The sequence below is a fragment of the Actinocatenispora rupis genome (assembly GCF_016861975.1).
Taxonomy (GTDB): domain Bacteria; phylum Actinomycetota; class Actinomycetes; order Mycobacteriales; family Micromonosporaceae; genus Actinocatenispora; species Actinocatenispora rupis.
This window is the reverse complement of record NZ_BOMB01000025.1, coordinates 97,602-120,546: the sequence shown is the minus strand read 5'-3', so window position 1 is coordinate 120,546 and position 22,945 is coordinate 97,602. Positions and strand designations below refer to the sequence as shown.

17 protein-coding genes are annotated in these 22,945 nt (G+C 72.0%); 7 read left to right on the top strand and 10 right to left on the bottom strand.

Going from position 1 to position 22,945, the window contains the following annotated elements; translation table 11 throughout:
* Window positions 1-1,632 precede the first annotated feature (1,632 nt).
* The gene (locus tag Aru02nite_RS22605) at window positions 1,633-2,466 is read left to right on the top strand and encodes an HAD family hydrolase (protein ID WP_203660905.1); all 834 of its coding nucleotides are present in this window, start codon (window positions 1,633-1,635) and stop codon (window positions 2,464-2,466) included.
* A gap of 7 nt (window positions 2,467-2,473) precedes the next feature.
* Here Aru02nite_RS22605 and Aru02nite_RS22600 read toward each other — a convergent pair whose 3' ends face one another.
* The 5 genes from Aru02nite_RS22600 to Aru02nite_RS22580 are packed head-to-tail and all read right to left on the bottom strand — an operon-like array spanning window position 2,474 to window position 9,192.
* The gene (locus Aru02nite_RS22600; protein WP_203660903.1) at window positions 2,474-4,228 is read right to left on the bottom strand and encodes an IucA/IucC family protein; all 1,755 of its coding nucleotides are present in this window, start codon (window positions 4,226-4,228) and stop codon (window positions 2,474-2,476) included.
* Window positions 4,225-5,535, bottom strand: a complete 1,311-nt coding sequence (locus tag Aru02nite_RS22595) for a lysine N(6)-hydroxylase/L-ornithine N(5)-oxygenase family protein (protein WP_203660900.1) — start codon at window positions 5,533-5,535, stop codon at window positions 4,225-4,227. The genes Aru02nite_RS22600 and Aru02nite_RS22595 overlap by 4 nt, the downstream gene beginning before the upstream one ends.
* Window positions 5,532-6,083, bottom strand: a complete 552-nt coding sequence (locus tag Aru02nite_RS22590; RefSeq protein ID WP_203660898.1) for a GNAT family N-acetyltransferase — start codon at window positions 6,081-6,083, stop codon at window positions 5,532-5,534. The genes Aru02nite_RS22595 and Aru02nite_RS22590 overlap by 4 nt, the downstream gene beginning before the upstream one ends.
* Window positions 6,080-7,708, bottom strand: a complete 1,629-nt coding sequence (locus tag Aru02nite_RS22585) for an IucA/IucC family protein (RefSeq protein ID WP_203660896.1) — start codon at window positions 7,706-7,708, stop codon at window positions 6,080-6,082. The genes Aru02nite_RS22590 and Aru02nite_RS22585 overlap by 4 nt, the downstream gene beginning before the upstream one ends.
* Window positions 7,705-9,192, bottom strand: a complete 1,488-nt coding sequence (locus tag Aru02nite_RS22580) for a pyridoxal phosphate-dependent decarboxylase family protein (RefSeq protein WP_239076874.1) — start codon at window positions 9,190-9,192, stop codon at window positions 7,705-7,707. The genes Aru02nite_RS22585 and Aru02nite_RS22580 overlap by 4 nt, the downstream gene beginning before the upstream one ends.
* A gap of 828 nt (window positions 9,193-10,020) precedes the next feature.
* On the opposite strand from Aru02nite_RS22580, the gene Aru02nite_RS22575 reads away from it, so the two are divergent.
* Both Aru02nite_RS22575 and Aru02nite_RS22570 read left to right on the top strand, forming a co-directional pair.
* Entirely contained in the window at window positions 10,021-10,908 is an 888-nt protein-coding gene (locus Aru02nite_RS22575; protein WP_203660894.1) for a hypothetical protein, read from the top strand.
* Between the two features lie 120 nt (window positions 10,909-11,028).
* Complete coding sequence (locus tag Aru02nite_RS22570) at window positions 11,029-11,679, top strand: hypothetical protein (protein WP_203660892.1); 651 nt, start codon at window positions 11,029-11,031, stop codon at window positions 11,677-11,679.
* Between the two features lie 36 nt (window positions 11,680-11,715).
* Here Aru02nite_RS22570 and Aru02nite_RS22565 read toward each other — a convergent pair whose 3' ends face one another.
* The gene (locus tag Aru02nite_RS22565; RefSeq protein ID WP_203660890.1) at window positions 11,716-12,231 is read right to left on the bottom strand and encodes a PadR family transcriptional regulator; all 516 of its coding nucleotides are present in this window, start codon (window positions 12,229-12,231) and stop codon (window positions 11,716-11,718) included.
* 88 nt (window positions 12,232-12,319) lie between these two features.
* On the opposite strand from Aru02nite_RS22565, the gene Aru02nite_RS22560 reads away from it, so the two are divergent.
* Window positions 12,320-12,892, top strand: a complete 573-nt coding sequence (locus Aru02nite_RS22560) for a hypothetical protein (RefSeq protein ID WP_203660888.1) — start codon at window positions 12,320-12,322, stop codon at window positions 12,890-12,892.
* Here the strand turns inward: Aru02nite_RS22560 and Aru02nite_RS22555 are convergent.
* Complete coding sequence (locus Aru02nite_RS22555) at window positions 12,889-13,623, bottom strand: Fic family protein (protein WP_203660886.1); 735 nt, start codon at window positions 13,621-13,623, stop codon at window positions 12,889-12,891. The genes Aru02nite_RS22560 and Aru02nite_RS22555 overlap by 4 nt on opposite strands.
* Window positions 13,624-13,839: 216 nt before the next feature.
* Here Aru02nite_RS22555 and acs point away from each other — a divergent pair, with 216 nt between their 5' ends.
* The 3 genes from acs to Aru02nite_RS22540 all read left to right on the top strand — a co-directional run bounded on the left by acs (window position 13,840) and on the right by Aru02nite_RS22540 (window position 19,941).
* Window positions 13,840-15,837, top strand: coding sequence for an acetate--CoA ligase (gene acs / locus Aru02nite_RS22550; protein WP_203660883.1), 1,998 nt, complete (start codon window positions 13,840-13,842; stop codon window positions 15,835-15,837).
* A 430-nt stretch (window positions 15,838-16,267) separates the two neighbouring features.
* Complete coding sequence (locus tag Aru02nite_RS22545; RefSeq protein ID WP_203660881.1) at window positions 16,268-16,618, top strand: hypothetical protein; 351 nt, start codon at window positions 16,268-16,270, stop codon at window positions 16,616-16,618.
* A 1,025-nt stretch (window positions 16,619-17,643) separates the two neighbouring features.
* Window positions 17,644-19,941: an immune inhibitor A domain-containing protein gene (locus tag Aru02nite_RS22540; protein ID WP_203660879.1), complete on the top strand. Its 2,298-nt coding sequence runs from the start codon at window positions 17,644-17,646 to the stop codon at window positions 19,939-19,941.
* Between the two features lie 214 nt (window positions 19,942-20,155).
* Here the strand turns inward: Aru02nite_RS22540 and Aru02nite_RS22535 are convergent, their stop codons facing one another.
* The 3 genes from Aru02nite_RS22535 to Aru02nite_RS22525 form a co-directional block, all read right to left on the bottom strand.
* Window positions 20,156-20,788, bottom strand: a complete 633-nt coding sequence (locus tag Aru02nite_RS22535; protein WP_203660877.1) for an HAD family hydrolase — start codon at window positions 20,786-20,788, stop codon at window positions 20,156-20,158.
* A gap of 62 nt (window positions 20,789-20,850) precedes the next feature.
* Window positions 20,851-21,093 (bottom strand): glutaredoxin family protein, encoded by a 243-nt coding sequence (locus Aru02nite_RS22530; RefSeq protein WP_203660875.1) that lies wholly within the window; start codon window positions 21,091-21,093, stop codon window positions 20,851-20,853.
* Window positions 21,086-22,630 carry an AMP-binding protein gene (locus Aru02nite_RS22525; protein WP_239076873.1) on the bottom strand — a complete coding sequence of 515 codons (1,545 nt, stop codon included), beginning with the start codon at window positions 22,628-22,630 and terminating at the stop codon, window positions 21,086-21,088. Before Aru02nite_RS22525 ends, Aru02nite_RS22530 begins: the two co-directional genes overlap by 8 nt.
* Window positions 22,631-22,945: the final 315 nt, after the last annotated feature.

Sequence of the window (22,945 nt, the reverse complement as noted above, 5' to 3'; positions counted from 1 at the left end):
TCCGGCACTGACACGAGCGGGTACCTGGACATCCGGCAGCGAAGCACAGCGGAGCGTTGCGCGAGGTGCGCACGACTGCCGCCGAGCCGTACCGAGACGCGTAGTCCGTCAGCGGAGCGCCAGATCGTCCGTCACCGTGAGCCCGCGGGTCCTCGCCGAGCGCCCAGCACCCCGCACCGTCCACTGTGGACACAACCATCGAGGTACCGGCCGGCTCGACGTGCCCACCCCGCCGCACCGACGGTGCCGAGGCCGAGCACGAGCACCACTGGGCCGAGGCCGGTTCGCCGCTGCACGGCGCAGCACCGCGCGTCCACGATCCACGGCGTCCGTACGCGTCCTGCGTCATGCACGGCATTCCTCTTGCGCGACATACCTTGCAGCCGCACCACGCGCGACCGACGACAAGAACTGCGCGAGCACGCCCGCACGCGTCCTGCCTCATGCGCGGCATGCCTGATGGTGAGGACGACGGGCCGGAAACCCGCCGACCGCACCTCGTCGTACTCGGCATCGTGTTGGCGGCGGCCGATGTCGCCGTGGCGCCGCTGTTCGTCGTGTCGTGACTGGCGGCGGACCGGCTGGCGCCCGGGCACCAGCGCACCGAGTCGGTTACCGCCGCACCACGCGCGGCCGATGACAAGAGCTACGCGAGCACGCCCGTACGCGTCCCGCCTCTTGCGCGACGGGCCTCGCTGCCGCGCCGCGCGCCATTCACGTGCGCCGGGGTCTGCGTCGGGGACCGGGCCGGTGGCGGGTGCAGCGGCCCGGATCGGGGCTGCGGCAGCGAACCGTGGCAGGTCGGTGACCGCGCCGCGCGCCGCAGGGCACTCCTGTACGCGCCTGGACCCGGGAGCGAACTGACCCGGATCCGAAGCGCTGCCGGCAACGAGCGGAACGCGGATGACTCACCCGCACGCAACGTGGGTGCCAGACCAGCCCGGCCAGCGCCGCGTGCCGGATCGCGCGGAACGGCGCCTGCCCGCGCGCGGACGTGACTCGGGCGTACCGGCTCCGGGTGGCGTGGCTCCGAGGCACCGTGGCTCGCCAGCGGAACGAATCGGGAGCGACAAGGGGCCGCCAACCAGGTGCTGCGCCTACGAAGCCCGCGCCATGGCGAGCGAGTAGTCGCACGGCCAACCGGCACGGCGACACGCGCCCAGCTCCACGCAGGCCCGACCAGCACACGCACACCCACCGCACGCCGGCGTGCCGCGGGCAGCGCCATCGACCGGACCGCACGACACCACCGCAGATGCGGACGGGGCGGCGACATACGCGGACGGGTGTCGCCGAACGGGTGGGCCGCAACGGAAGCCGATCGACCACATCGTGGGGAATAGGGACGACCCCCGCCGGGGGTGGCGGGGGTCGTCAGGGGGGCCGGCTCCGGGGGGGTCGAGCCGGGCCCGCTCAGCGGTTACGGGGGGGTGCAACCGCCGAGAGCCAGTGGCGGCCAAGGGGCCGGTGGCACTGATGTAAGGATGCCCGAGAGTCGGGCGTGACGTCGAGTGGTAGCCGGAATCCGCACGGCGGATGTACGACATCCGTGTGTATCGCCGGTGGCGGGTGTCGGACGCCGCCCGTGGACCCGATCCGACGTGGCGGTACGCCGGTGCATAGACTCGCCGCGTGGGCCGGGCCGCCGCTTTTTTCGACCTCGACCGGACGGTCATCGCCACGTCGAGCGCGCTCGCGTTCGCGCGGCCCTTCTACCGCGATGGTCTGATGAACCGTCGCGACGTTCTCGCGAGTGGGTACGCGCAGTTGGTCTACAAGGTGGCCGGCGCGGGCGACGAGCAGATGGCGAAGATCCGGGACCAGCTGGCCTCGCTGTGCCGTGGTTGGCCTGTTGACCAGGTACGACGGATCGTCGCGGAGACGTTGGACGAGTTGATCGCGCCGTACGTGTACGCGGAGGCGGTGGCGTTGATCGGGCAGCACCGGGCGGCGGGTCGGGACGTGGTCCTGGTGTCGTCGTCGGGCGAGGAAATGGTCCGACCAATTGCGGAGCTGGTCGGAGCGGACGATGTGATCGCCACTCGCATGACCATCCGGGAGGGTCGCTTCACCGGGGACGTCGAGTTCTACGCGGCGGGGCCCAACAAGGCCGAAGCGGTGCGGGAGATGGCTGCCCGAAACGGGTACGATCTCGCCGCTTGTTACGCCTACTCCGATTCGGTGAGCGACGTCCCCCTGTTGGAGACTGTCGGATATCCGACAGTCGTGAATCCGGACCGCGCCTTGCGCCGGGCGGCCCAGCGACGCGCCTGGCCGCTCGTGACGTTCCGCCGTCCGGTGCCGACCCGGCTGGTACGGCTCGCCTCGTCGCTGCGTCGCCCCGCGCCCGGCTCGCTGCTCTCCCGCCCCGCGGTCCCGGCCGCGCTCGCCGTCACCGCGGGTGCCGCCGTCGTCCTCGCCATCTGGTACGGGCGCCGCCGCGCCACCGCCCGTACCGCTGGGTGATCCTGGGTCAGGGTGTCGCCAGGGGGTTGGGGACGGTGCCGAGCGCGCCGATCGCGTGCCGGATGGGCTGGTCGCCGTACCCGGTGACGACGAGTCGGTCGGCGTTGAGCCGGTAGCGGGGGAACGTCGGCGCGAGCAGGTCGTACTCGGTGAACCGCTCGGCGAGGTTCGGAAACCGTTGCTGTACAAGGAGAATCGCCTCGCGGGCGAGTGCCCAGAACGTGGCCGGCGGTACGTCGAGGTGGTCGGCGCACAGCGGCGCGAGGTAGCGCAGGTGGCCGACGAGGACGCTGTCGACGACGTGCTGCGCGATGAGCGCGGGCGGCTTGCGCGGGACGAGACCGGCGGGGGACGGCTCGCGTTCGGGTACGACGGTGGCGGAGAGTTCGACGTCGTCGATGAAGTCCTTGAGCAGCAGGCGGCGCGGCGTCTCGTCGGGGCCGTACGTGAGCAGGGCGTTCTGGCCGTGCGGGTTGAACGTGAGGCCGTGGCGGTAGAGCAGGTACGCGAGCGGGCCGAGAAGTACGTCGAAGAGGGTTCGGAGCCAGTCGACCGCGGGCCGGCCGGATGCCTGGACCAGTTGCGCCACAACGGATCTGCCGGCACTGTCCACATGCAACAGTGCGGACAGCGGCCGGGCCCGTTCGTCCTTGGCGAGCACCGCGGACACCGGCGTACGCCAGATGCAGCCGAGCGTCTCCAGGTGCCGGTACGGCACACCGTCCACATCGGACAGATACGGGTGGCGTACGGTGACCGACGCGACCTCGCCGAGCAGTACGGTGCCGGCGATCGCGGGGTCGCCGGCGAGCAGCCCGGTCAGCCAGGACGTGAGGGTCGGCGCACCGGCCGCGCAGTGCGGCGGGATGCCGCGCCACACCGAGGTGTTCATGATCGCCAGCGGCAGCTTCACGTCGTACCGGTGACGCGTGGTGAGGTTGGTCAGCGTCCGAATCGACTGCTGTGGAACGTATTCGTCGGGCGAGTCGCCGAGGAGTACGAGCCGGCGCTCCGCCACCTCCCCCGCGTACTCGACGCGCACGACCCGGTCCCACTGCCACGGGTGCACCGGGAACCACACGTACGCGTCGGGGTCGAGGCCGGCGTCGGTGAGCCGGGCGGCGAACGCGGCCGCGGTCTCGTCGCCGAGTTCGGCGGCGCGGACGGCGTGCTCGGACAGTCCGGGCGTGCCGCGGAACTCGGCCAGCCCGCGGTGCGCGGCCAGCCAGCGCACCCGGAACGGCTGCCGCGACTCGGGCGCGTACCGGTCGAGATCCGTTGCGGTGAAACCGATCCGCCCCTTGTTCGCGACCAGCCACGGGTGGCCGGTCAGGTGCCCCTCCAGGTCCGCGTGGTCGAGCGGGAGCAGGTCGGCGGCTGGCGGGCCGGCGGCGAGCGTGGCGTCCGCGGCGAGCGTCGCCGACAGTTCCGAGAGGTACGCGGCGGTCGTGGCGGGGTCGGCGCCGATCGTCTCCGCGGCGTCGACGAGGAACCGCCGCACGTCCCACGCGGGCTCACCGACCCGGTTGCCGAGCAGGCCGGTGCCGTACCGGAGGATGGTGTCGGGGTGGACGCGCAGCCAGCCGAACGCCTCCGGGGTCGCGGCGAACTCGTAGCCGACACCGGCGCCGAGCGCGACGCGGTACCGGTCGCCTGCCGGTTCGGCGGTCAACAGGCCCTCGTAGCACCATTCGCCGAGTGCCTTGGCGAGCAGCGCGCCGTTCACCTGCCGCCACCGCGCGGCGTCCGTCGGGGCGGTCACGCGGCACCGCCCGGGGAGCGTACGCCGCCGAAGGTCTGGAACGCGGTGCGCTTCGGCAGCCGGAACACCTCGGATCCGGTGACAGCGTTGAGGATCGTCGCCGACCGGTACGCGCCGATGCCGAGGTCGGGCGCGGCGGCGCCGTGCGTGTGCAGTTCCGCGTTCTGCACGTAGAGGCCGCCGGTGACCTCGGGCAGGGTGTCGATGCGGTGGTCGACGGCGATCCGGTAGCGGCCGCGGTCGTCCCAGCGGATCAGGTCCCGTACCGGGTCGAGCAGGTCCGGCACGTCCGCGCGGTACCCGGTGGCGGCGACCACGGCGTCGACCGCGAGTACGGAATGCGTTGTGGTGTCGGCGTTCTCGCAGCCGAGCAGCACGCCGGCGCCGGCCGCGGTGGCCGACGACACCGCGGTCGCCGGGTACAGGTGCACGGGCGGGCGGTCGCCGTCGAGCAGGTGCGCGTACAGCTCGGCGTGGATCGCGTCGATCGTCTCGCTGTCGATCCCCTTGTACAGCTGCCACTGCCGGTCGACGAGCCGGTCCCGCGTCTCCGGCGCGAGCCCGTGGAAGTACCGCATGTACTCCGGCGTCGTGTACTCCAGCACCAGCTTCGTGTAGTCCAGCGGCGCGAACGTGGCGGTACGCGTCAGCCAGCTCACCGCCCACCCGTGGCTCCGCTGCCGCTGTACGAGGTCTAGGAAGACCTCGGCGCCGGACTGTCCGGAGCCGACGACGGCGACGTGCCCGACACCGCGCCAGTCGTCCACTGTGGACAAGTAGTCGGCGGAGTGGATGACGCGCTCGCCGCGGAGCGGGTGCAGCGCGGCAGGCAGCGTCGGGCGGGTGCCGACACCGAGGACCACGTGCCGCGCGTCCTGCGTACTCTGCACGCCGGCGTGGTCGAGCGTGAGTGTCCACATGCGACGGTCGGCCGACCAGCGCAGCGCGGTGACGTCCGTACCGAACTCGCACGACGGCAACCGTTCCGCCGCCCAGCCACAGTAGTCGGCGTACTCGCGGCGCGGCAGGTGGAACCGTTCGGCCACGTAGAACGGGTAGAGCCGGTCCCGGTCGGCCAGGTACGACAGGAACGACCAGCGGCTCGTCGGGCGTACCAGGCTGACGAGGTCGGCGAGGAAACTCACCTGCACGGTCGCCCAGTCGAACATCAGCCCGGGATGCCAGTCGAACCGCGGTTTCCTGTCGTACGCGCGGAAGGAGAGCTCGGGCACCTCGTCGGCGAGGGCGGCCAGGGCCAGGTTGAACGGCCCGATCCCGATGGCCGCGACGTCCAGGGGTGGGGTCATGGTGCGTCCCGTTCCGCGACCATCAGGGCCGCTGTCTTGTCGGGCAGGGTGATGTCGGCGTGCCGGCGGAAACCGGCGGCGGTGAACGCGCGCACCGACGCGACGTTTCGCACGTCCGGCTCGGCGACCACCCGGTCGCAGCCGGATCCGTTGTCCAGCAACGCATCCCGTACCGCGCGGAGCAGCAACCGGCCGAGTCCGCGGCCGGTCGTCGCGGCGTCGGCGATCAGCACGTGCACGCCCAGATCGCCGCTCTCCGCCGGGTACGTCGCGCCGACCGGTTCCGCGACCGCCCGGTAGATCTCCCAGTACGACACGGGCACGCCGGCGAGCAGCCCGACGTACGGCCGGGACACGTCCCCCGCGTACTGGTCCGCGAGGTACGCGTGGATCCGGTCCACCGACCAGTCCTGCCGCCAGAACGGTACGACGTGCGCCCGGTGCATCCATCCGTGCACGAGGTCGAGATCGCCGTCCGGGTCGGCCGAGCGCAGGGTGAGGACGCCGCGGTCCGTGGCCGCCGACACGGTGTCCGGAAGCGGCGTCATCGGTTGCCCCGCAACGGATTCGGCGTGTCGTGGTAGACGGACTGGTGGTCGACCGGGGCCAGCACCTCGTCGATGCCGGCGACCCGGGTGGCGAGGTTCGCCTTGCGCGGCAACGTTTCCGCGGTCAGCCACCGCCGTACCAGCCCGCGCGGGGTGTCGTGGCCGCGGTCCACCAGCGCCGCAAGGCCGTCGCGTACCGCGGCGAGCAGGTCCTCCTCGGCCGCCACGCCGGCCCCGCCGAGGGCGGCGACGGGCGCCAGCGCCTGGTTGAGCAGCAGGTAGTAGGTGAGGCGGTCGTCGACGAGCGCGTCCGGCGCGACGGCCAGCGTGGAGGACGCCGCGCCGCCGAGCAGCGACAGTACGGCGGGGAGCGCCGAGGACGCGAGGTAGTACCCCTGATTGTCGCGGTACCAACCGGTTTCCGGCCAGCCGTCGTCGTCGAGGAGGACGAGGGTGTTCTGCTGGTGCGCCTCCAGGCCGACGCCGGTCGAGCCGTACAGGTGGACCATCGGCGCGAGGACGCGGTCGACGTACCGCCGCATCCACTCCGCGGCAACGGCGTGCTCCGGCCGGGCGAGCCGCGCGGCCAGCTCCCGCACGGTCGTCACGACCGCCGCCGGCCGTACTCCGGGCTGCGGCGCCACGAACCCGGCGAGGCAGCGCGCCCGGGTGATGCCGGCCGGCGCCTCGCGTACCGAGACGTCGAGATGGGTGGGGCCGCCGTCCGGGAACACGGCCGCCAGGTACGCGGGGTCCGCGACGATCCGGAACCCCGGGTACGCCGTGGTCACCGCGTCCGCGATCCCGGCGTCCAGCAGCCGGCAGACCTCGATGCCGCGAGCCAGTTCGGTGAGGGTGTTCTCGCGTCGGGAGTTGGTGATGCGCAGGCCGAGCGACAGCTTCAGCATCACCGGATGGCCCGGCCGGTAGACCGTACGCAGCGACGACGTCGGGTGCCACGCGGGACCGTCCGGCCCGAGCGGCGTGATCCGACCGTCCGCGACGAGTTCGCGGAAGCCGTTGCGGTGCACCAGATCCCCGGCCTGCCACGGATGCGCCGGTACGAGCACCCGCCCGGCCGTACCGGTCCGCAGCGTCGCCAACGCCTCCCCGAGTACGGGATGGTCGGCGTGGGCGGAGCGCACCAGCGCGGGGTCGACGGCGAACCAGTGCAGCGGGAAGCTGCCGCGCAACTCGGGCGCGTACCGCTCGTCCTCGGCATCGGTGATCCCGTCGCGGCTCTTCGCCGCCGGGTGCGTCAGGTGGCCGAGCAGCAGGTCCTGCTCCGCGGCGAGGAACGCATCCCCGTGCGGCACAACGGTTTCGGCCGCGCGCGCCGCCAGGTACCGACCAATCCGCGCGGTACTGTCGGCGACCAGCCCGGCGAGCGTGTCGTCCCCGATCAACCGCGCCAGCTCCACCGGCCCGAGCGGCACACCATCCACTGTGGACACCGGGCCGAACCGGTGGTGCCCGGTCGCCGACCGGTACGCCACGCTCGTCGACACCCGACCACCCGGTACCGGAATCGTGATGGTTCCGTTGTCCGGCAACGGAATTCCGCGCTCGGTGACCCAGCAGCGGAGCAGCGCGTCGGTCGCCGCGACCGTACCCCCGGCGGTCATGCGGCCACCTCCGCACCCGCCGCGGCGACCGCGGCCAGCAGCTCGTCCACGTCCTCCGGCCGCGCCGCCGGGTTCAGCATCGTCAGCTTCAGGTGCACGCCCCGCTCCGGCACCGCGGTCCGCCCGAGCAGCGCCGTTCCCGACCGCATCAGCCGCCGTCGCAGCGCCCCGTTCACCCCGTCCGTGCCGTCCCGGTACCGGAAGACGACGGTGGTCAGCGTCGCGCCGGCGGCCAGGTCGAACCGCGGGTGCGCGGCGATCCGGCGCTCCGCGTGCCGGGCCAGGTCGTGGCAGGCGTCCAGCATCCCGCCGAGCCCGTCCCGCCCGTACGCCAGGAACGTCGCGGCCACCTTCAACGCGTCCGCCCGGCGCGTGGTGGCGAGCACCGACCGGTCCAGCAGCCCGTCGTACCCGGCGGCGCCGTCGTCCGCGGGGTTCAGGTAGTCCACCCGGTGCGGCGCGAAATCGGCCGCGTCCCGGGACAGCAGCACGCTCGCCGCCGCCGGCTGCCACCCGACCTTGTGCAGGTCGAGGGTCACCGTGTCGGCACCGTCCACACCGGACAGCAGGTGCCGCAGCCGGTCCGAGAACAGCGCGCCCCCACCGTACGCGGCGTCCACGTGCAGCCGCGCCCCGTACCGCCGGGCCAGGATTCCGCACTCCCGCAACGGATCCACCGATCCGTAGTCCGTCGTACCGGCGGTGGCGACGACCGCGACCGGCACCGCGTCGTCCCCCAACGCGGCCAGTTCCCGGGCCAGCACCTCCACCCGCATCCGGTACTCCCCGTCCACCGGCACCGTGCGCACCGCGTCCGCGCCCAACCCGAGTACGGCGCAGGCCCGCGCGGTCGAGAAGTGCGCCGCGGCCGAGCAGTACACGACGGGTCGGGCCGGCCAGCCGCGCGCCGGATCCACGCCCAGCCGGCGCGCGGCCGCGTCCCGCGCGATGAGCAGCGCGTGCAGGTTCGACGCCGTACCGCCGGAGGTGAACACGCCGTCGCCGGTCGCCGGCAACCCGACCAGGTCGAGCAGCGCGCGCACCACGTGCCGCTCCAACTCCACCGCGTACGGCCCGGAGTCCCAGGTGTCGACGCTCGCGTTGAACGCCGCCGCCACCGCCTCCGCGGACACCGCAACCGTCAGCGCCGGCGGTTGCAGGTGCGCCGCCGCGGCCGGGTCCGCCAGGTCCACCGTGCCCGCCGCGTACCGCCGGACCAGGTCGACGACCGCCGCCGTCCCCCGCCCGTCCCGCGGGAGTACGCCACCGGCGAGGTCGGCGCGGACCTGCGCGGCGAGTTCGTCCGGGGTGAGCGGGGGCAGCGGCCCGGACCGGCGGCGCAGCCCGGCGCGCGCGGCCCGGGTCAGTTCGGTGACGAGCATGCCGAGCCGGGCGAGCCCGACCGGGTCGCCCGCCAGCAGGCCCACCTCGTGAGGCACCGGCTCGGTACGTCCGGGCGGCGACGACGTTGGTGACGTGATCATGACGGCAGCTTAGGGTAGCCTGACCTAAGCTCACAATCGGCCCCCGTGAACAGCGGAGAGTTGCCCGATCGACGGGTCATCCGCTCCGGACGCTGGCGTATCAGCGCAGGTCGGCGTAGAAAGGGGGTACGGACCTCGTCCAAGCTCGTGGGCGGACGTTCCCCGTCTCGGTCGAGCTCCGTGGCACGACACCGGGCACCCACGCGCGACCAGCCGCGGGAGGCGCGTCGACCGGGACCACAGGTCCCGCACCGACGAGAACAGGTGCACGCTTGGTAACCCGGCCGTCCGTGTCGAGGGGCGCCACGAGGCGCCCCTCTTCCATGTCCCCCTGGTTCCATGTCCCCTTGGGGAAACCCGACCGCAGCGGCCTGAAACACGGGGCCACCGCACCGATCCCCGCGCCGTACCGCCACGACCGCGCCCCTCGACCGTCGGCGCGAACCCGGAACGACCGGGAGACCCTGGCCGCTGCACGTTCTCCCAAGGACTCTGGCCGGTGAGGGAGGGCGTGGTCCTCGCCCGCATCCGCGCGGAAACACGAACGGCGAACACCGGGGAAACTCCACGCGCCCGCGCCGAGCTGGCCGAGTACCGGGGGATGTGCAGGTCGGGGGGCCGAGGCCGGGGGCACGGCGGCAGGGCCGGCCACCCCTGTCGCGGCTCCGATAGTCTGCAAAGCTGCCGAATGCGCCGACGTTGACGAGCAAGGAGCCCCCACCGATGCAGCCGACCGACCCGTCACAGGCGAATCCCCCCTCGCCGTACGGGCAGCCACCGCCACCGCACCCGTCCGCCGGATATCCGCAACCGCAGCAGGGGCAGCCGGTGCCACAGCAGGCGCCGGCCGCCCCGCATCCGTCGTCGGCGCCGCCCGGCCCGCCGCCGCAACAACAGCAGCAGTACGGCCAGCCGATGCCGCAACCGTCGGGTGCACCGTTCGCGAAGCTGCCCGGCCCGGGTTGGGCGCCGGAGCGGCGGATCCTGATCGGTGACGCGATGACCGCGTTCGGTGGGCTGCTCGTGTTCGTGTTCTCGTTCGCGCCGTTCGTGGGCTACTCGGACAGCCGGTTCAGCAACGACCTGGAGCGGCACCACCTGCCGACCTGGTTCAGCGCGTGGGCGACCGAGACGTTCATGGCGCCGCTGACCTGGTTCGTCGTACTCGGTGGGCTGGTCGCGATCAGCCTCGCGGCCGCGCGGATGGCGGTGCCGCGGGACCGCGAGGTCGCCGGCTTCCGTACCGGTCACCTGCAGATCGGCGTGACGATCTTCCTGTTCCTCGCCCTGTTCGGGTACGCGACGTCGTCGAAGAGCGCGATCTTCGGCCACGACTTCGCGGTGCAGTTCAGCAGCGAGACCGATTCGGCCGTGGAGATGTCGTTCTCCTGGGGCGGGTACCTGATGCTGTTCGGCGCGCTGGTCGCGGCGGTCGGCGCGGTGCTCAGCCATCTGGAGATCGGGCCGACGATCTACCCGCAGCCGCCGAGGCCGCAGGCCCCGATGCCACCGCAGGGCTACCCGCAGGCCCCGCAGTACCAGCCGGAGCAGGCCATGTACCAGCAGCCGCCGGAGGCGGCGTATCCGCAGGCCGGTGACTCGCCGACGGCACCGTACCCGGTGGTCAACCAGCCGGTGCAGCAGGCGCCGCAGGGGCAGCCGGCTCCGCAGCCGCCGATGCCGCCGCAGGGCCAGCAGTGGCCGAACCCGCAGTAGCCGGGCGGTAGCACGGACGCGATCCCTGGCCGCAGGCGATGGCCAGGGGTCGTATCCATGTCCTAGTCTCGGGCGACGCCGGCAACCACCCGGCCACACATCCCCCCGAGGAAGTCATTCATGAACCACACAGCGACTCTCGCCGTGGGCACGATCAGCGAGGGCGGCATCCGGGCCGTCGGGGTGTTCTACATCATCGCCGGTCTGATCTGCGCCGGCCTCGCGATCCTGGCCTTCGTGCGCAAGTCCGGCTCGGGCCGCACGGTGTTCACCGGGATTGTCGGCGTGGTCGGCCTGATCTACGGGCTGTACCTGGAGCTCGGCGACCCGGACAGCGTCTTCATCTCGTTCTACATCTTCATCCTGCCGATCATCGCGATCATCAACGGGATCGTGGCGCTGGTGAAGGGGAAGAACTCGACGGGCCCGGCGCAGGCCACGCCGTACGCCGCACCCCAGCCGTACGGCCAGCCGGGGCAACCGCAGCAGCAGTTCGGGGCGCCGCAGTACGGGGCGCCGCAGGGTCAGCCCGCGCAGTACGGGGCGCAGCCGCAGCAGCAGTACGGCGGCCAGCAGGGCCAGCCGGCGCAGTACGGCGCGCAGCCGCAGCAGCAGTACGGGCAGCCGCAGCAGGGCCAGCAGTACGGTCAGCCGGCGCAGCAGGGTCAGCCGACGCAGCCGCCGGCCGCCCCGTCGTACGGGCAGCAGCAGGCGCCGCCGCCTCCGCCGCCGCAGCAGACGAACCAGCCGCTCTGGCCGGGTCAGCAGTAGGTCACCGGGGTCGGGCCGGATCCACCGGCCCGACCCTCAGGTGCGGATGCGGTCGACGGCCCACTCGGCCCATTCGCGCCTGGTGTCGGTGAACCGCAGGCCGTACTCCAGGGCGAGCCGACCGTAGGTCGCCAGGTCACCGCCCTCCCAGTCGGTCCGTTCGAGAATCCCGACCAGCTCCTCGTGTTCCTGGCGCGCCTTCTCGGCGAGCCCACGCAGGTACTCCCGCGCCTGTTCCCGGTCGACCACCCCGAGGAAGAACACGCGCAGCAGGACGTCGCTGCGCTGCGGCCGGTTCGGCGGTATCTCGGTGAGCCAGTGCCGCAGCTCGGCGAGCCCGGCGTCGGTCAGCGCGTACTCCTTGCGTCCGCGCGGGCCGGCGTCGGTGACGGTGATGAGCTCGGCGGCGGCCATCTTGGTCAGCTCGGTGTAGATCTGGCTCTGGGTGGCCGGCCAGACGTTCGCGAGCGATCCGGCGAAGTCCTTGAGCAGGTCGTACCCGCTGGCGGGCTTGTCGACGAGCAGGCCGAGCAGTGCGTGACGGAGACTCATGCCGCACAGCCTACATTCCAACCTTGACATGTCGCCAGCGCACGTTCTAGTTTCGACATGTCAATGAAGGAGTGTTCAAGGAGCGCCCATGTCGTACCTGCTGGCCTTCGCCCCCTGGATCGTGTACGCGGTGGTCCCGTCCGCACAGTGGAAGTGGGCCGCGCTCACGGCGCTGGTCCTCACCGGCGCGACCCTCGTGGCCGGCTTCGCGCGACACCGCCCCGCCGCGTCGCTCATCATCGAACTCGGCTCGGTCGTCTTCTTCGCCGCGACCACTGCCTTCGCCTTCGCCGTACCGGACTCGGGCCTGCGGGCGTACATGCCGGCGATCTCCTCGCTGTGGCTCGCCCTGATCTCGTGGTTCTCGCTGGCGATCCGGCAGCCCTTCACGCTGGGCATCGCGAAGCTGAGCCAGCCCCGCGAGGTCTGGGACAAGCCGCTGTTCATCCGTACCAACGTGATCATCACGCTGGCCTGGGCCGTCGCGTTCACGCTCAGCGGCGCCATCAACCTCACGTGCGCCGCCGCGGGTGCCGGGACCACGATCGTGGTGATCGTGCACATCGCCAGCTTCGTCCTGCCGATGCTCTTCACCGTCCGGTACGTGGCGGTGGCGCAGGCCCGCGCCGCGCGGCTGCAGGCCGCGGCCGCCGAGCGCTAACCGACCAGGGTCTTCTGGACCGCCGCGGTCTCCTCGGCCGCGGCGGTCACGGCTGCCGCGTAGTGCCGCAGCCACGAGCGCACCCCGTCCGAGGTACCGGTCGCGTACGCGTTGGCCGCGCCCTGGTACTCGGGCTGGCGGGCGAGGTGCGCGACGTCGATGAGCGCGAGCCCGCGGGGGTCGACCCCGCGGGCCGTCAGCGTCAGCCGGGCGGCGGCGCGGGCGACCACCCCGTTCGGACCGGGGAACGGCGCGAGGGTCAGCAACTCGGCGTGTACGACGGCGGCGTGCAGCAGGCCCGGCCCCGGCTCGGGGTCGGCGATCAGGCCCAGCAGCCCACCGAACCTCAGCCGCGCGGACCCGGCCAGTGCCGGCCGCCCGAGCTGGTCCTCCGGCAGGATGTCGCGGGCGGCGAGCAGGTGCAGCCGGGCCAGCGCCTGCCCGGGCGCGCGTACCCAGGTGTCGCCGAGACCGGGCAGCGCCTCGGCCACCCGCAGCGCCCCCTGTACGAGGGGGTCCGTGACGGTGCCGGCCCGTACGGCGTCGAGGTCGGCCTCGGTGCCCTCCAGCTCGGCGGAGGCGTGCGCGCAGCGCAACGAGACCTCGGCGGCCAGCGGCCCCCCGGTACGGCGGAGCGCGCGATCGGCCAGGACGGTGTCGAGCGCGGCCCGGGCGGCGTCGAGATCCGTCGATACGTCGGGTAGGTCGAGCAGGCGCTTGAGCACGGTCATGCCTGGCACGGTACCTACCGGGCGCCCGTGGCGGGTGCCGGCGGAGCGCGCAGTTTCTGCACGCCCGATGACCGGTGATGACCGAAACCTACCCGTACCGATCAAGGTCCACCATGCGGTCAGGCGGACCCAGCACTCGCCATGTGTGGGTCGTCGCACTAAGTTGACCATCAGGAAACGTCGCCGGAATGGCACGTCGGAGAGGGAGTCGCGCTGATGACCGATACCGCTAGTGCAGGCGCCGCGCCAGAGGGCGGCGCCCTGTCGAACCTGCTGCACGAGACCCGCCGGTTCGATCCGCCGGCCGAGCTGGCGGCCAACGCCAACGTCACGGCCGACGCGTACCAGCGGGCCGCGGACGACCGGCTGGCGTTCTGGGCCGACGCGGCCGAGCGGCTGACCTGGACGAAGAAGTGGGACCAGGTGCTCGACTGGTCCAACGCCCCGTTCGCGAAGTGGTACGTCGGCGGCAAGCTGAACGCCGCGTACAACGCGGTGGACCGGCACGTGGAGGCCGGCAACGGGGACAAGGTCGCGTTCCACTGGGAGGGCGAGCCGGGCGACACCCGCACCATCACGTACGCGGACCTGCAGAAGATGGTGTCGCAGGCGGCGAACGCGCTGATCGAGCTGGGTGTGCAGACCGGCGACCGGGTCGCGATCTACATGCCGATGATCCCGGAGACGGTCGTCGCGATGCTCGCGTGCGCGCGGCTCGGCGCGCCGCACACGGTGGTGTTCGGCGGGTTCTCGGCGAGCGCGCTGCGGGACCGGATCCAGGACTGCGACGCGCGGATCGTCATCACCGTGGACGGGCAGTACCGGCGGGGTTCGCAGGCGGCGCTGAAGCCGGCCGTGGACGAGGCCGTCGCCGAGTGCCCCGACGTACGCAACGTGCTGGTGGTGCGGCGTACCGGGCAGGACGTGGCGTGGACCGACAAGGACCTCTGGTGGCACGACGTCGTGGACCGCCAGTCCACCACGCACACGCCCGAGTCGTTCGACGCCGAGCACCCGCTCTACGTCATGTACACGTCCGGCACGACCGGCAAGCCCAAGGGCATCCTGCACACCACGGGCGGCTACCTGACGCACGTGGCGTACACACACTGGGCGGTGTTCGACATCAAGCCGGAGACCGACGTCTTCTGGACCGCCGCGGACATCGGCTGGGTCACCGGCCACTCCTACATCGTGTACGCGCCGCTCATCAACGGCGCGACCTCCGTGATGTACGAGGGGACGCCGGACACGCCGCACCAGGGCCGCTGGTGGGAGATCATCGACAAGTACAAGGTGACGATCCTCTACACGGCGCCGACCACGATCCGCATGTTCATGAAGTGGGGCGCCGAGGTGCCCGCCCGGTACGACCTGTCCACGCTGCGGATCCTCGGCAGCGTCGGCGAACCGATCAACCCCGAGGCGTACGTCTGGTACCGGCACAACATCGGCCACGACCGTACGCCGGTCGTCGACACCTGGTGGCAGACCGAGACCGGCGGGCACATGATCAGCCCGCTGCCGGGCGTGACGGCCGGCAAGCCGGGTTCGGCGATGACCGCGATCCCCGGCGTCAGCGCCGACGTGGTCGACGACGCCGGCCAGTCCGTCGGCAACGGCCAGGGCGGCTACCTCGTACTCACCGAGCCGTGGCCGGGCATGCTGCGCACCATCTGGGGCGACGACCAGCGCTACGTGGACACGTACTGGTCGCGCTTCCCCGGGTACTACTTCGCCGGTGACGGCGCCAAGAAGGACGAGGACGGCGACCTCTGGCTGCTCGGCCGGGTCGACGACGTGATGAACGTGTCGGGCCACCGGCTGTCCACCACCGAGATCGAGTCCGCACTGGTCAGTCACGAGAAGGTCGCGGAGGCCGCGGTCGTCGGCGCGTCCGACGAGACCACCGGGCAGGCGGTCGTGGCGTTCGTGATCCTGCGCGGCGCCGTACCGAAGGAGGAGGCGCAGGGCGCCGAACTCGTCAAGGAGCTGCGCAACCACGTGGCCCACGAGATCTCGCCGATCGCCAAGCCGCGCTCCATCATGGTCGTGCCGGACCTGCCGAAGACCCGGTCCGGGAAGATCATGCGGCGGCTGCTCCGCGACGTCGCCGAGCACCGCACCATGGGCGACGTGACCACGCTCCAGGACTCGTCCGTCATGGACCTCATCTCCGCGGGTCTCGACTCCGCCAAGGGCGACGAGGACTGATCCGGTACCGCCGCGACGCGGCCCGCACCGACTTCGGTGCGGGCCGCTTTCCGTTGCGTACCAAACCCTTCCGGGTACTGTGGTCGCGTCGTCACCGGAGGAGGCGTGTCGATGGACCCGGACCACGGGGCGCAGCGCGCCGAGGCGTACGGCGCGGCCCGGCAGGCGAACCTCCACCACGGCACGCAGTACTGCTCGCCTCGACCGCGCCCGGCCCCATCCCCTACAACCTGCTCACCCGCGATCTGGCTCCGCTGCGTACCTCGGATCTCTTCGCCGCCGACATCGACCGGACGTCGTCACGGCGACCGCGGAAGACGGCCCGCCGCTGCTGCGCAGCGCTCGCATCCATCCACTCGTCCGGGCGACCACCCGGGCCGCCACCGGTGCGGCCGACGCCTCCCGGTACCGTGCGCTCCTGGTCCGGATCATGCGCGCCGTCGCGTACTCCCGAGCGGCAGGTAACCCGGCCAACGACCCCGAGGCCGTGGCGCCCTGGGCACTGCTCGCCCAACACGTCGGCGAACTCGTCGCCCAGATCGAAGCGGCACCGGACGCCGAACGGCACCTCATCCGCGCCCTCATCCCCGCGGGCATGAGGGCCGCGGACGCGCTGGAACAGGACGACGGCGTCCCGGGTACCAACGACGTGCCGCGGCGGGTCGGCCGGGCGGCGGAACTGCGGACCACCCTGCTCCGACATGCCGAGTACTGGCTCGGCCACGACGACTACCGCACCGTCGGCCTCCGCCGCGCGGTACACCCGAACCCGGGAGTCTGAGGCTGGCGCGGCCCGGCCGGCACCCGGTGCATCGAGGATTCTTCGACCGCGCTTTCGGCTCAACCGTACGGGATTCCGGCGGTGCTGTCCGGGGCGGTTGAGGGGCGGCGCCGTACGGGGTGGGCGGGGTCGGGCTGGGGCTGGGCGCCGACGGAGCTGAGCGATTACGCTCGGCCACACTGTTCAACTGTGTCATTGTTCGACAATTGGACAATGACACAGTTGAACAATGTCCAAAAAGCGTGCGTTTGAGCCGCGCGTCGCCCACGACACCAAGGTCGCCGCACGACCGCCCAGCGCCCCGACCGCCTGGCCCCCTGCCGTCCACGCGCCTCAGACCCACTTCACCGGCCGCCGCCGGCCTGACCGCGCGCCGCCACCGACACCAAGGTCCCCACGCCGACCACCCAGCACCCCGACCGCCCGGATCCCCGCCGTCCACGCGCCACCAGTACGACCACGTCCACGACGCGCGCCAGCCCCCATCCGTTGCAGTACAACGGACACAGACTGTCCTCAGTGGACGGTTCCGACCCGGCCACCCTCCGCACGTCCCAGACGGGCCGGGCGCCGGAAAGGTTGCCGGGGCGCACCCGCGAGACCCGTCACGCACGGCCGCCCGGCACCCCCCACGACCGTCCACTGTGTACGGACCGGGTCCGGCGCGGACGCGCGGTGACCTGCGGCGCGGGTACCGGCCGGGCTGCCTAAGCGGTCCTAACAGAAAGGACTGTCGGCGCCTGGCGGACTCAGGACGACGCTGCCGACGTTGTCGGCACAGTCGCATACAACACCGGTATGCGACTGCACCTCCGCCTTGGCAGCCCCGCCCTGAGCCTCGCCAGCCATCCGACGCCTTTCTGTCAGGACCTCTAAAGAGCGCCTTAAGCCGAGGTCTAAACCGGATTTCCTTTGCGGACAAGGGAAGTCGAGTGTGCCAGGGTGGGGCGGCGTGACCCCCTGACCCCAGGGGCCACCACCATCCGGCGACCCCAGCCCGCCGGAAGGACACAGAGGAGGAACTCGTGCGGAGAACCCTGGCCGGCGTCGTCGCCGGCGCCGCGGCGGGTCTGCTCGTGCTCGGCGCCGTCGGCTCCACGGCACTCGCCGGGCCGAACGGCAACACCGCCACGAAGGCACCCAAACCGGCCCGCGCCCATGCCGAGGACGACCTGCCCAGCCCGCTGTCGGACAAGCGGCGCGCGCTGATGCGCGAGGCGGCCGAGAAGCAGGCCGACGGCGTCGTCACCCCCAAGAGCATCGCCGGCTCCGATGTCGTACGGCTCGGCAAGCGCGCCGACGGCAAGCCGCAGTACGTGGAGACCAAGAGCACCCGCAAGGACCAGATCTTCACGATCCTGGTCAGCTTCGGCGACAAGACCGACCCGCGTACGGGCGGCGCCGCCGGCCCGGTCAACGGCCAGATCCCGCAGCCCGACCGGAACTGGGACGGCAGCGCGACCGACGACAACTCGACGTACTGGGTGCCCAACTTCGACACCCAGCACTACAAGGACATGTTCTTCGGCAAGAAGGACTCGTTCAAGGACTTCTACGAGAAGCAGTCGAGCGGCAAGTTCACCGTGGACGGTGACGTCAGCGGCTGGGTCACCGTGCCCTACAACGAGGCGCGGTACGGCAGCAACGAGATCGCCGAGTCCGACGGCTACTGGAACCTCGTCAAGGACTCCGTCAACGCCTGGTACCAGTCGGAGAAGGCGAACGGCGCGACCGACGAGCAGATCGACTCGTACCTGTCCCGGTTCGACCAGTGGGACCGGTACGACTACGACGGCGACGGCAACTTCAACGAGCCCGACGGGTACCTCGACCACATCGAGATCGTGCACGCCGGTGTGGGCGAGGAGGCCGGCGGCGGCACCGAGGGCGCGGACGCGGTCTGGTCCCACCGGTGGTACGCGTACTCGACGGACGCCGGCAAGACCGGCCCCGAGGGCAACCTGCTCGGCGGTACGAAGGTCGGCGACTCGCCGCTGTGGGTCGGCGACTACACCACCGAGCCGGAGAACGGCGGCCTCGGCGTGTTCGCCCACGAGTTCGGCCACGACCTCGGCCTGCCCGACGAGTACGACACGGCCGGCGGGGACAACGGCACCGGCAGCTGGACGCTGATGTCGTCCGGATCGTGGCTGGGCAAGGGCTTCGACTCGATCGGCACCACCCCCGGGTACATGAACGCGTGGGACAAGTACCAGCTGGGCTGGCTCGACTACGACGTCGTGCCGTACCGGGGCGCGAGGACCAGGCTGACGCTGGGGCCGGCCGAGCGGCAGGGCAAGAACCCGCAGGCGCTCGTCGTCACGCTGCCCGACCAGAACATCACCACCGACTACAACACGCCGGCCTCCGGCAGCTACGAGTGGTGGAGCGGCAGCAAGGACAACCTGAGCACCAGCCTGACCCGCGAGGTCGACCTCACCGGCGCCACGAAGGCCAGCATCGGCGCCAAGGCGTGGTACGAGATCGAGGAGGACTACGACTACCTCCAGGCGCAGGTCTCCACCGACGGCACCAGCTGGACCTCGCTGAACGGCGACGGGGTCACCGGCTCGTCCGACGGCACGTGGACCGACCTGTCCTACGACCTCTCCGCGTACGCCGGCAAGAAGGTGCAGGTCCGCTGGCACTACACGACCGACGGCGGCACGCACTACGCCGGTGCGTTCCTCGACGACCTGGCGCTGACCGTCGACGGCACCACCACGACCGACGACGTCGAGTCGGCCACCTCGGACTGGACCGCCTCCGGCTTCACCCGGATGACCGGCTCCACCACCGAGCAGAAGCCGCACTACTACATCGTCGAGAACCGGCAGTACGTCGACTACGACGACACGCTGCGCACCGGCCCGTACAACTTCGGCTTCGGTGACACCCGGCCGGACTGGGTCGAGCACTTCCCGTACCAGAAGGGCCTGCTCGTCTGGTACGTGAACGACGCGTACGAGGACAACAACACGCTGGCGCACCCGGGCGGCGGGCTCGTCCTGCCGGTCGACGCGCACCCGGCGGCCCTCAAGTGGTCCAACGGAACCCTTGTCGGCAACCGGATCCAGCCGTTCGACGCGACCTTCGGGCTGCACCGGACGGACGCGCTGAGCCTGCACCGCGCCGGTGGTCTCACCGCCAGCCTGCCCGCGCAGGCCGGTGTCGGGACCTTCGACGACAGCGACCCCGGTCGCTACTACGATCCGGCCAACGCCAAGGGCTCGGTCAAGGTCGCCGGCTCCGGTACGAAGATCACCGTGACCAAGGAGTACCAGGACGGTCGGCTCGGCGTCGAGGTGTCGTTCGCCAAGTGACCGGTGACGGTCGGAGGCACTGGCGGGTGCCTCCGACGCGCGGGGCGGGAGCAGTCGGATGACTCCCGCCCCGCACCATGTCCCCGGACCATGCCCGCCCGACACCATGCCCGCCCGACACCATGCCCGCCCTGGTTCCCTGCCACAGCCCCGTTCCCGGGTACGCCCGCGCCCGTCGCGGCGCGCTCGGCACGTACCGACGGCGGCCGGCGGGTCAGATACGGGTGGCGCGGGCGACCGCGGCGGGCAGCGACGGCGCGACCGGGAAACCGGTGCCGCGCAGGCGTTCCTCGTCGGTGAAGCCGCCGGTGACGAGTACGCAGTCGGCGCCCACCGCGCGCGCCGCCGCCGCGTCGTCGAGGGTGTCGCCGATCAGGACGCAGTCACCGCCGGACATCCCCAGCGCCGCCAGGTGACGTACCAGATGGTCGGTCTTGGAACCGCCGCCGACGCGGTCGCGCAGCCCGTCGATGCGGGCGAAGTGCGGGGTCAGCCCGAAACCGTCGACGAACGGGACGAGCTGGTCGTGGAACCACATCGACAGCAACGACTGCGTGCCCGGCCACGCCGCCAGCGCCTCCGCCGCACCCGCCGCGAGCCCGACCTCCCCGAGCCGCCCGTGGTACGTGTCGTGGAAGACCTTGTCCAGCCGGGCGAACTCGGCCGCGTCGACGGGCTGGCCGAGCACCTCCGCGTAGTACTCGGCGATCGGGCGGCGGAAGCGGCGCCGCAGCTCCTCCTCGTCGACGACCCGCTCCGAGCACGTCCGGAACGCGGCGTTCGTCGCCTCGGCGGTCAACCGGAAGTCGTCGAGGAGCGTGCCGTTCCAGTCCCACACCAGATGCATGGCCCGAGCGTACGAGAGCGCCGGCGCGCCGCGCATCGACGGACGTCGTCGGATGCCGGGGGTCACCCCGACGCGAGGTCGCGGAGCAGCCGGTCCTCCTCGACCCGCCAGTAGCCGTGCTCGCGGCCGTCCAGGAGGATCACCGGCAGCCGGTCCCCGTACTCCCGCTCCAGCTCGATGTCGCTCGCCACGTCGACCTCGCGCCACCCGACGCCGGCCGTGGCGGCCACCCGGGCCATCGCCACCTTCGCGTCGTCGCACAGGTGGCAGCCCTCGCGGGTCAGCAGCGTCAACCGCTCAGTCACGCCCACCAGTATCCCGCAGCACCGACTTGCGTACCTTGCCGGTCGCGCTGTGCGGCAGCTCCGCCACGAAGTCCACGCCGACCGGGCACTTGAAGTGCGCCAGGTACCGGTGGCAGTAGTCGATCAGGTCGTCCTCGCCGACGTGCGCCCCGTCGTACAGCACCACGAACGCGCGCACCGCCTGCCCGGTCAACGGATGCGGCGCGCCGACCACCGCCGCCTCGCGTACCGCCGGGTGGTCGACGAGGACCAGCTCGACCTCGCGCGGGTAGACGTTGAAGCCGGACACCAGGATCAGCTCGCCGATCCGGTCCACCAGGAACAGGTCGCCGTCCTCGTCCACGTACCCGACGTCGCCGGTGGCCCACCAGCCGTCCGCGTCCGGCCCGTCCACGCCGTCCGGCCAGTACCCGGAGAACAGGTTGGCGCCGCGGACGTGGATCTCGCCCGGATCGGTGCCCGGACTCGCGTCCGCGTCCTCCTCGTACTCCTCGGCGGAGATCGGCTCGCCGTCCGCGCCGACCAGCCGCAGCTCCACACCGGCCAACGGCCGCCCCACCGACCCCGTCGTACGCCGGGCCGGCGCGACCAGCGAACTCGTCACGACCGGCCCCGCCTCGGTCAACCCGTACCCGTCCCACGGCTCGACGCCGGCGTCCGCGAGCGCCTGCCGGGTCTCCGGGGCCAGCGGCGCCGCGCCCGTCACCGCCAACCGCACCCGCGCGAACCGCTCCGCGAACCCCGGCCGCCGCACCCACGCCGCGTACATCGACGGCACGCCGAGCACCGTGCTCACCTCGTACCGGGAGAGGTCGTCGAGGGTCGTCTCGGCGTCGAACCGCGTCACCAGTACGCCGGTCGCCGCGTGCCGGACGACCGCGTGCAGCCCCGGCCCCAGCCCGAACGCGTGGAACAGCGGCAGCGCCAGCAGCACCACGTCGTCCGGCCCGACCGGCGGCGGGTCGAGCGCGGCGAGCTGCTCGCCGTTGGCCAGCAGCGCACGGTGGCTGAGCATCGCCGCCCGTGGCGTACCGGAGGTGCCGGAGGTGTACAGCAGCACGGCGGTGTCCTCGCCGCCACGTACCGGTGCGGTCAAGTCGCCGTCGGCCCGCAGCTCGGCGAACGGCCGCGCCGCCGGGTGTGCACCACCCACCACGTACCGCGTGACGGTGTGGTCGGCGGTCGCCTCGTGCACCTCCGGCGTGCCGACGAGGACGCGGGCGCCGGAGTCGGCGAGCAGCCGCCCCAACTCCGCCCCCGTGTACGCGGGATTGCCGGGGACGACGACGAGATCCGCTGCCAGGGCGGCAAAGTACGCGACGACCCAGTCGATTCCGTTGGGTGACACCAGGGCGAGCCGGTCACCGGGACCGGGACGCAACTCCCGCAGTCCGTTGGCGGTGGCGCGCACCGCGTCGGACAGCTCGGACCACCGGACCGTCGCCGTACCGCAGCGCAGCGCGACGTGGTCCGGGCGGTCCCGGGCGGCCTGGGACAGGAGGTCGAGGATGTTACGGATGTCCTGCTCCACGGCCACCGAGTCTGGCATACGCGTGCCGCGCGGGGCGCCCCCGCGCGCCGTCCCGGGTATCGTGCGGTGATCCGCAGGACGTGGCGACCGAGGGGTACGGCCGAGGGCCACATGCAAAGTGAAAGTTGCTCGCGACAAATTAGCCCAACGGGACGGACAGCCTGTCCGTCACCGGCGGTAGGCACCCCGACACACTGTTGCTCGTAGTAGTCGAGTACACACATCAGTGTGATGTCCGGCCTATGATCATCCGGGTCGACTCACCTGAGCCTTGGGAACCGAACCCCTCGCCCGAGGAGGCCGCAGTGCCCGTCGAAGCAC

Coding starts and splice junctions, on each gene's coding strand:
- Aru02nite_RS22595 (WP_203660900.1), bottom strand. CDS start 5,535: ATGACCCCACCCCTGGACGTCGCGGCCATCGGGATCGGGCCGTTCAAC.
- Aru02nite_RS22590 (WP_203660898.1), bottom strand. CDS start 6,083: ATGACGCCGCTTCCGGACACCGTGTCGGCGGCCACGGACCGCGGCGTC.
- Aru02nite_RS22585 (WP_203660896.1), bottom strand. CDS start 7,708: ATGACCGCCGGGGGTACGGTCGCGGCGACCGACGCGCTGCTCCGCTGC.
- Aru02nite_RS22580 (WP_239076874.1), bottom strand. CDS start 9,192: ATGATCACGTCACCAACGTCGTCGCCGCCCGGACGTACCGAGCCGGTG.
- Aru02nite_RS22570 (WP_203660892.1), top strand. CDS start 11,029: ATGAACCACACAGCGACTCTCGCCGTGGGCACGATCAGCGAGGGCGGC.
- Aru02nite_RS22565 (WP_203660890.1), bottom strand. CDS start 12,231: ATGAGTCTCCGTCACGCACTGCTCGGCCTGCTCGTCGACAAGCCCGCC.
- Aru02nite_RS22560 (WP_203660888.1), top strand. CDS start 12,320: ATGTCGTACCTGCTGGCCTTCGCCCCCTGGATCGTGTACGCGGTGGTC.
- Aru02nite_RS22555 (WP_203660886.1), bottom strand. CDS start 13,623: ATGACCGTGCTCAAGCGCCTGCTCGACCTACCCGACGTATCGACGGAT.
- acs (WP_203660883.1), top strand. CDS start 13,840: ATGACCGATACCGCTAGTGCAGGCGCCGCGCCAGAGGGCGGCGCCCTG.
- Aru02nite_RS22545 (WP_203660881.1), top strand. CDS start 16,268: ATGCGCGCCGTCGCGTACTCCCGAGCGGCAGGTAACCCGGCCAACGAC.
- Aru02nite_RS22535 (WP_203660877.1), bottom strand. CDS start 20,788: ATGCATCTGGTGTGGGACTGGAACGGCACGCTCCTCGACGACTTCCGG.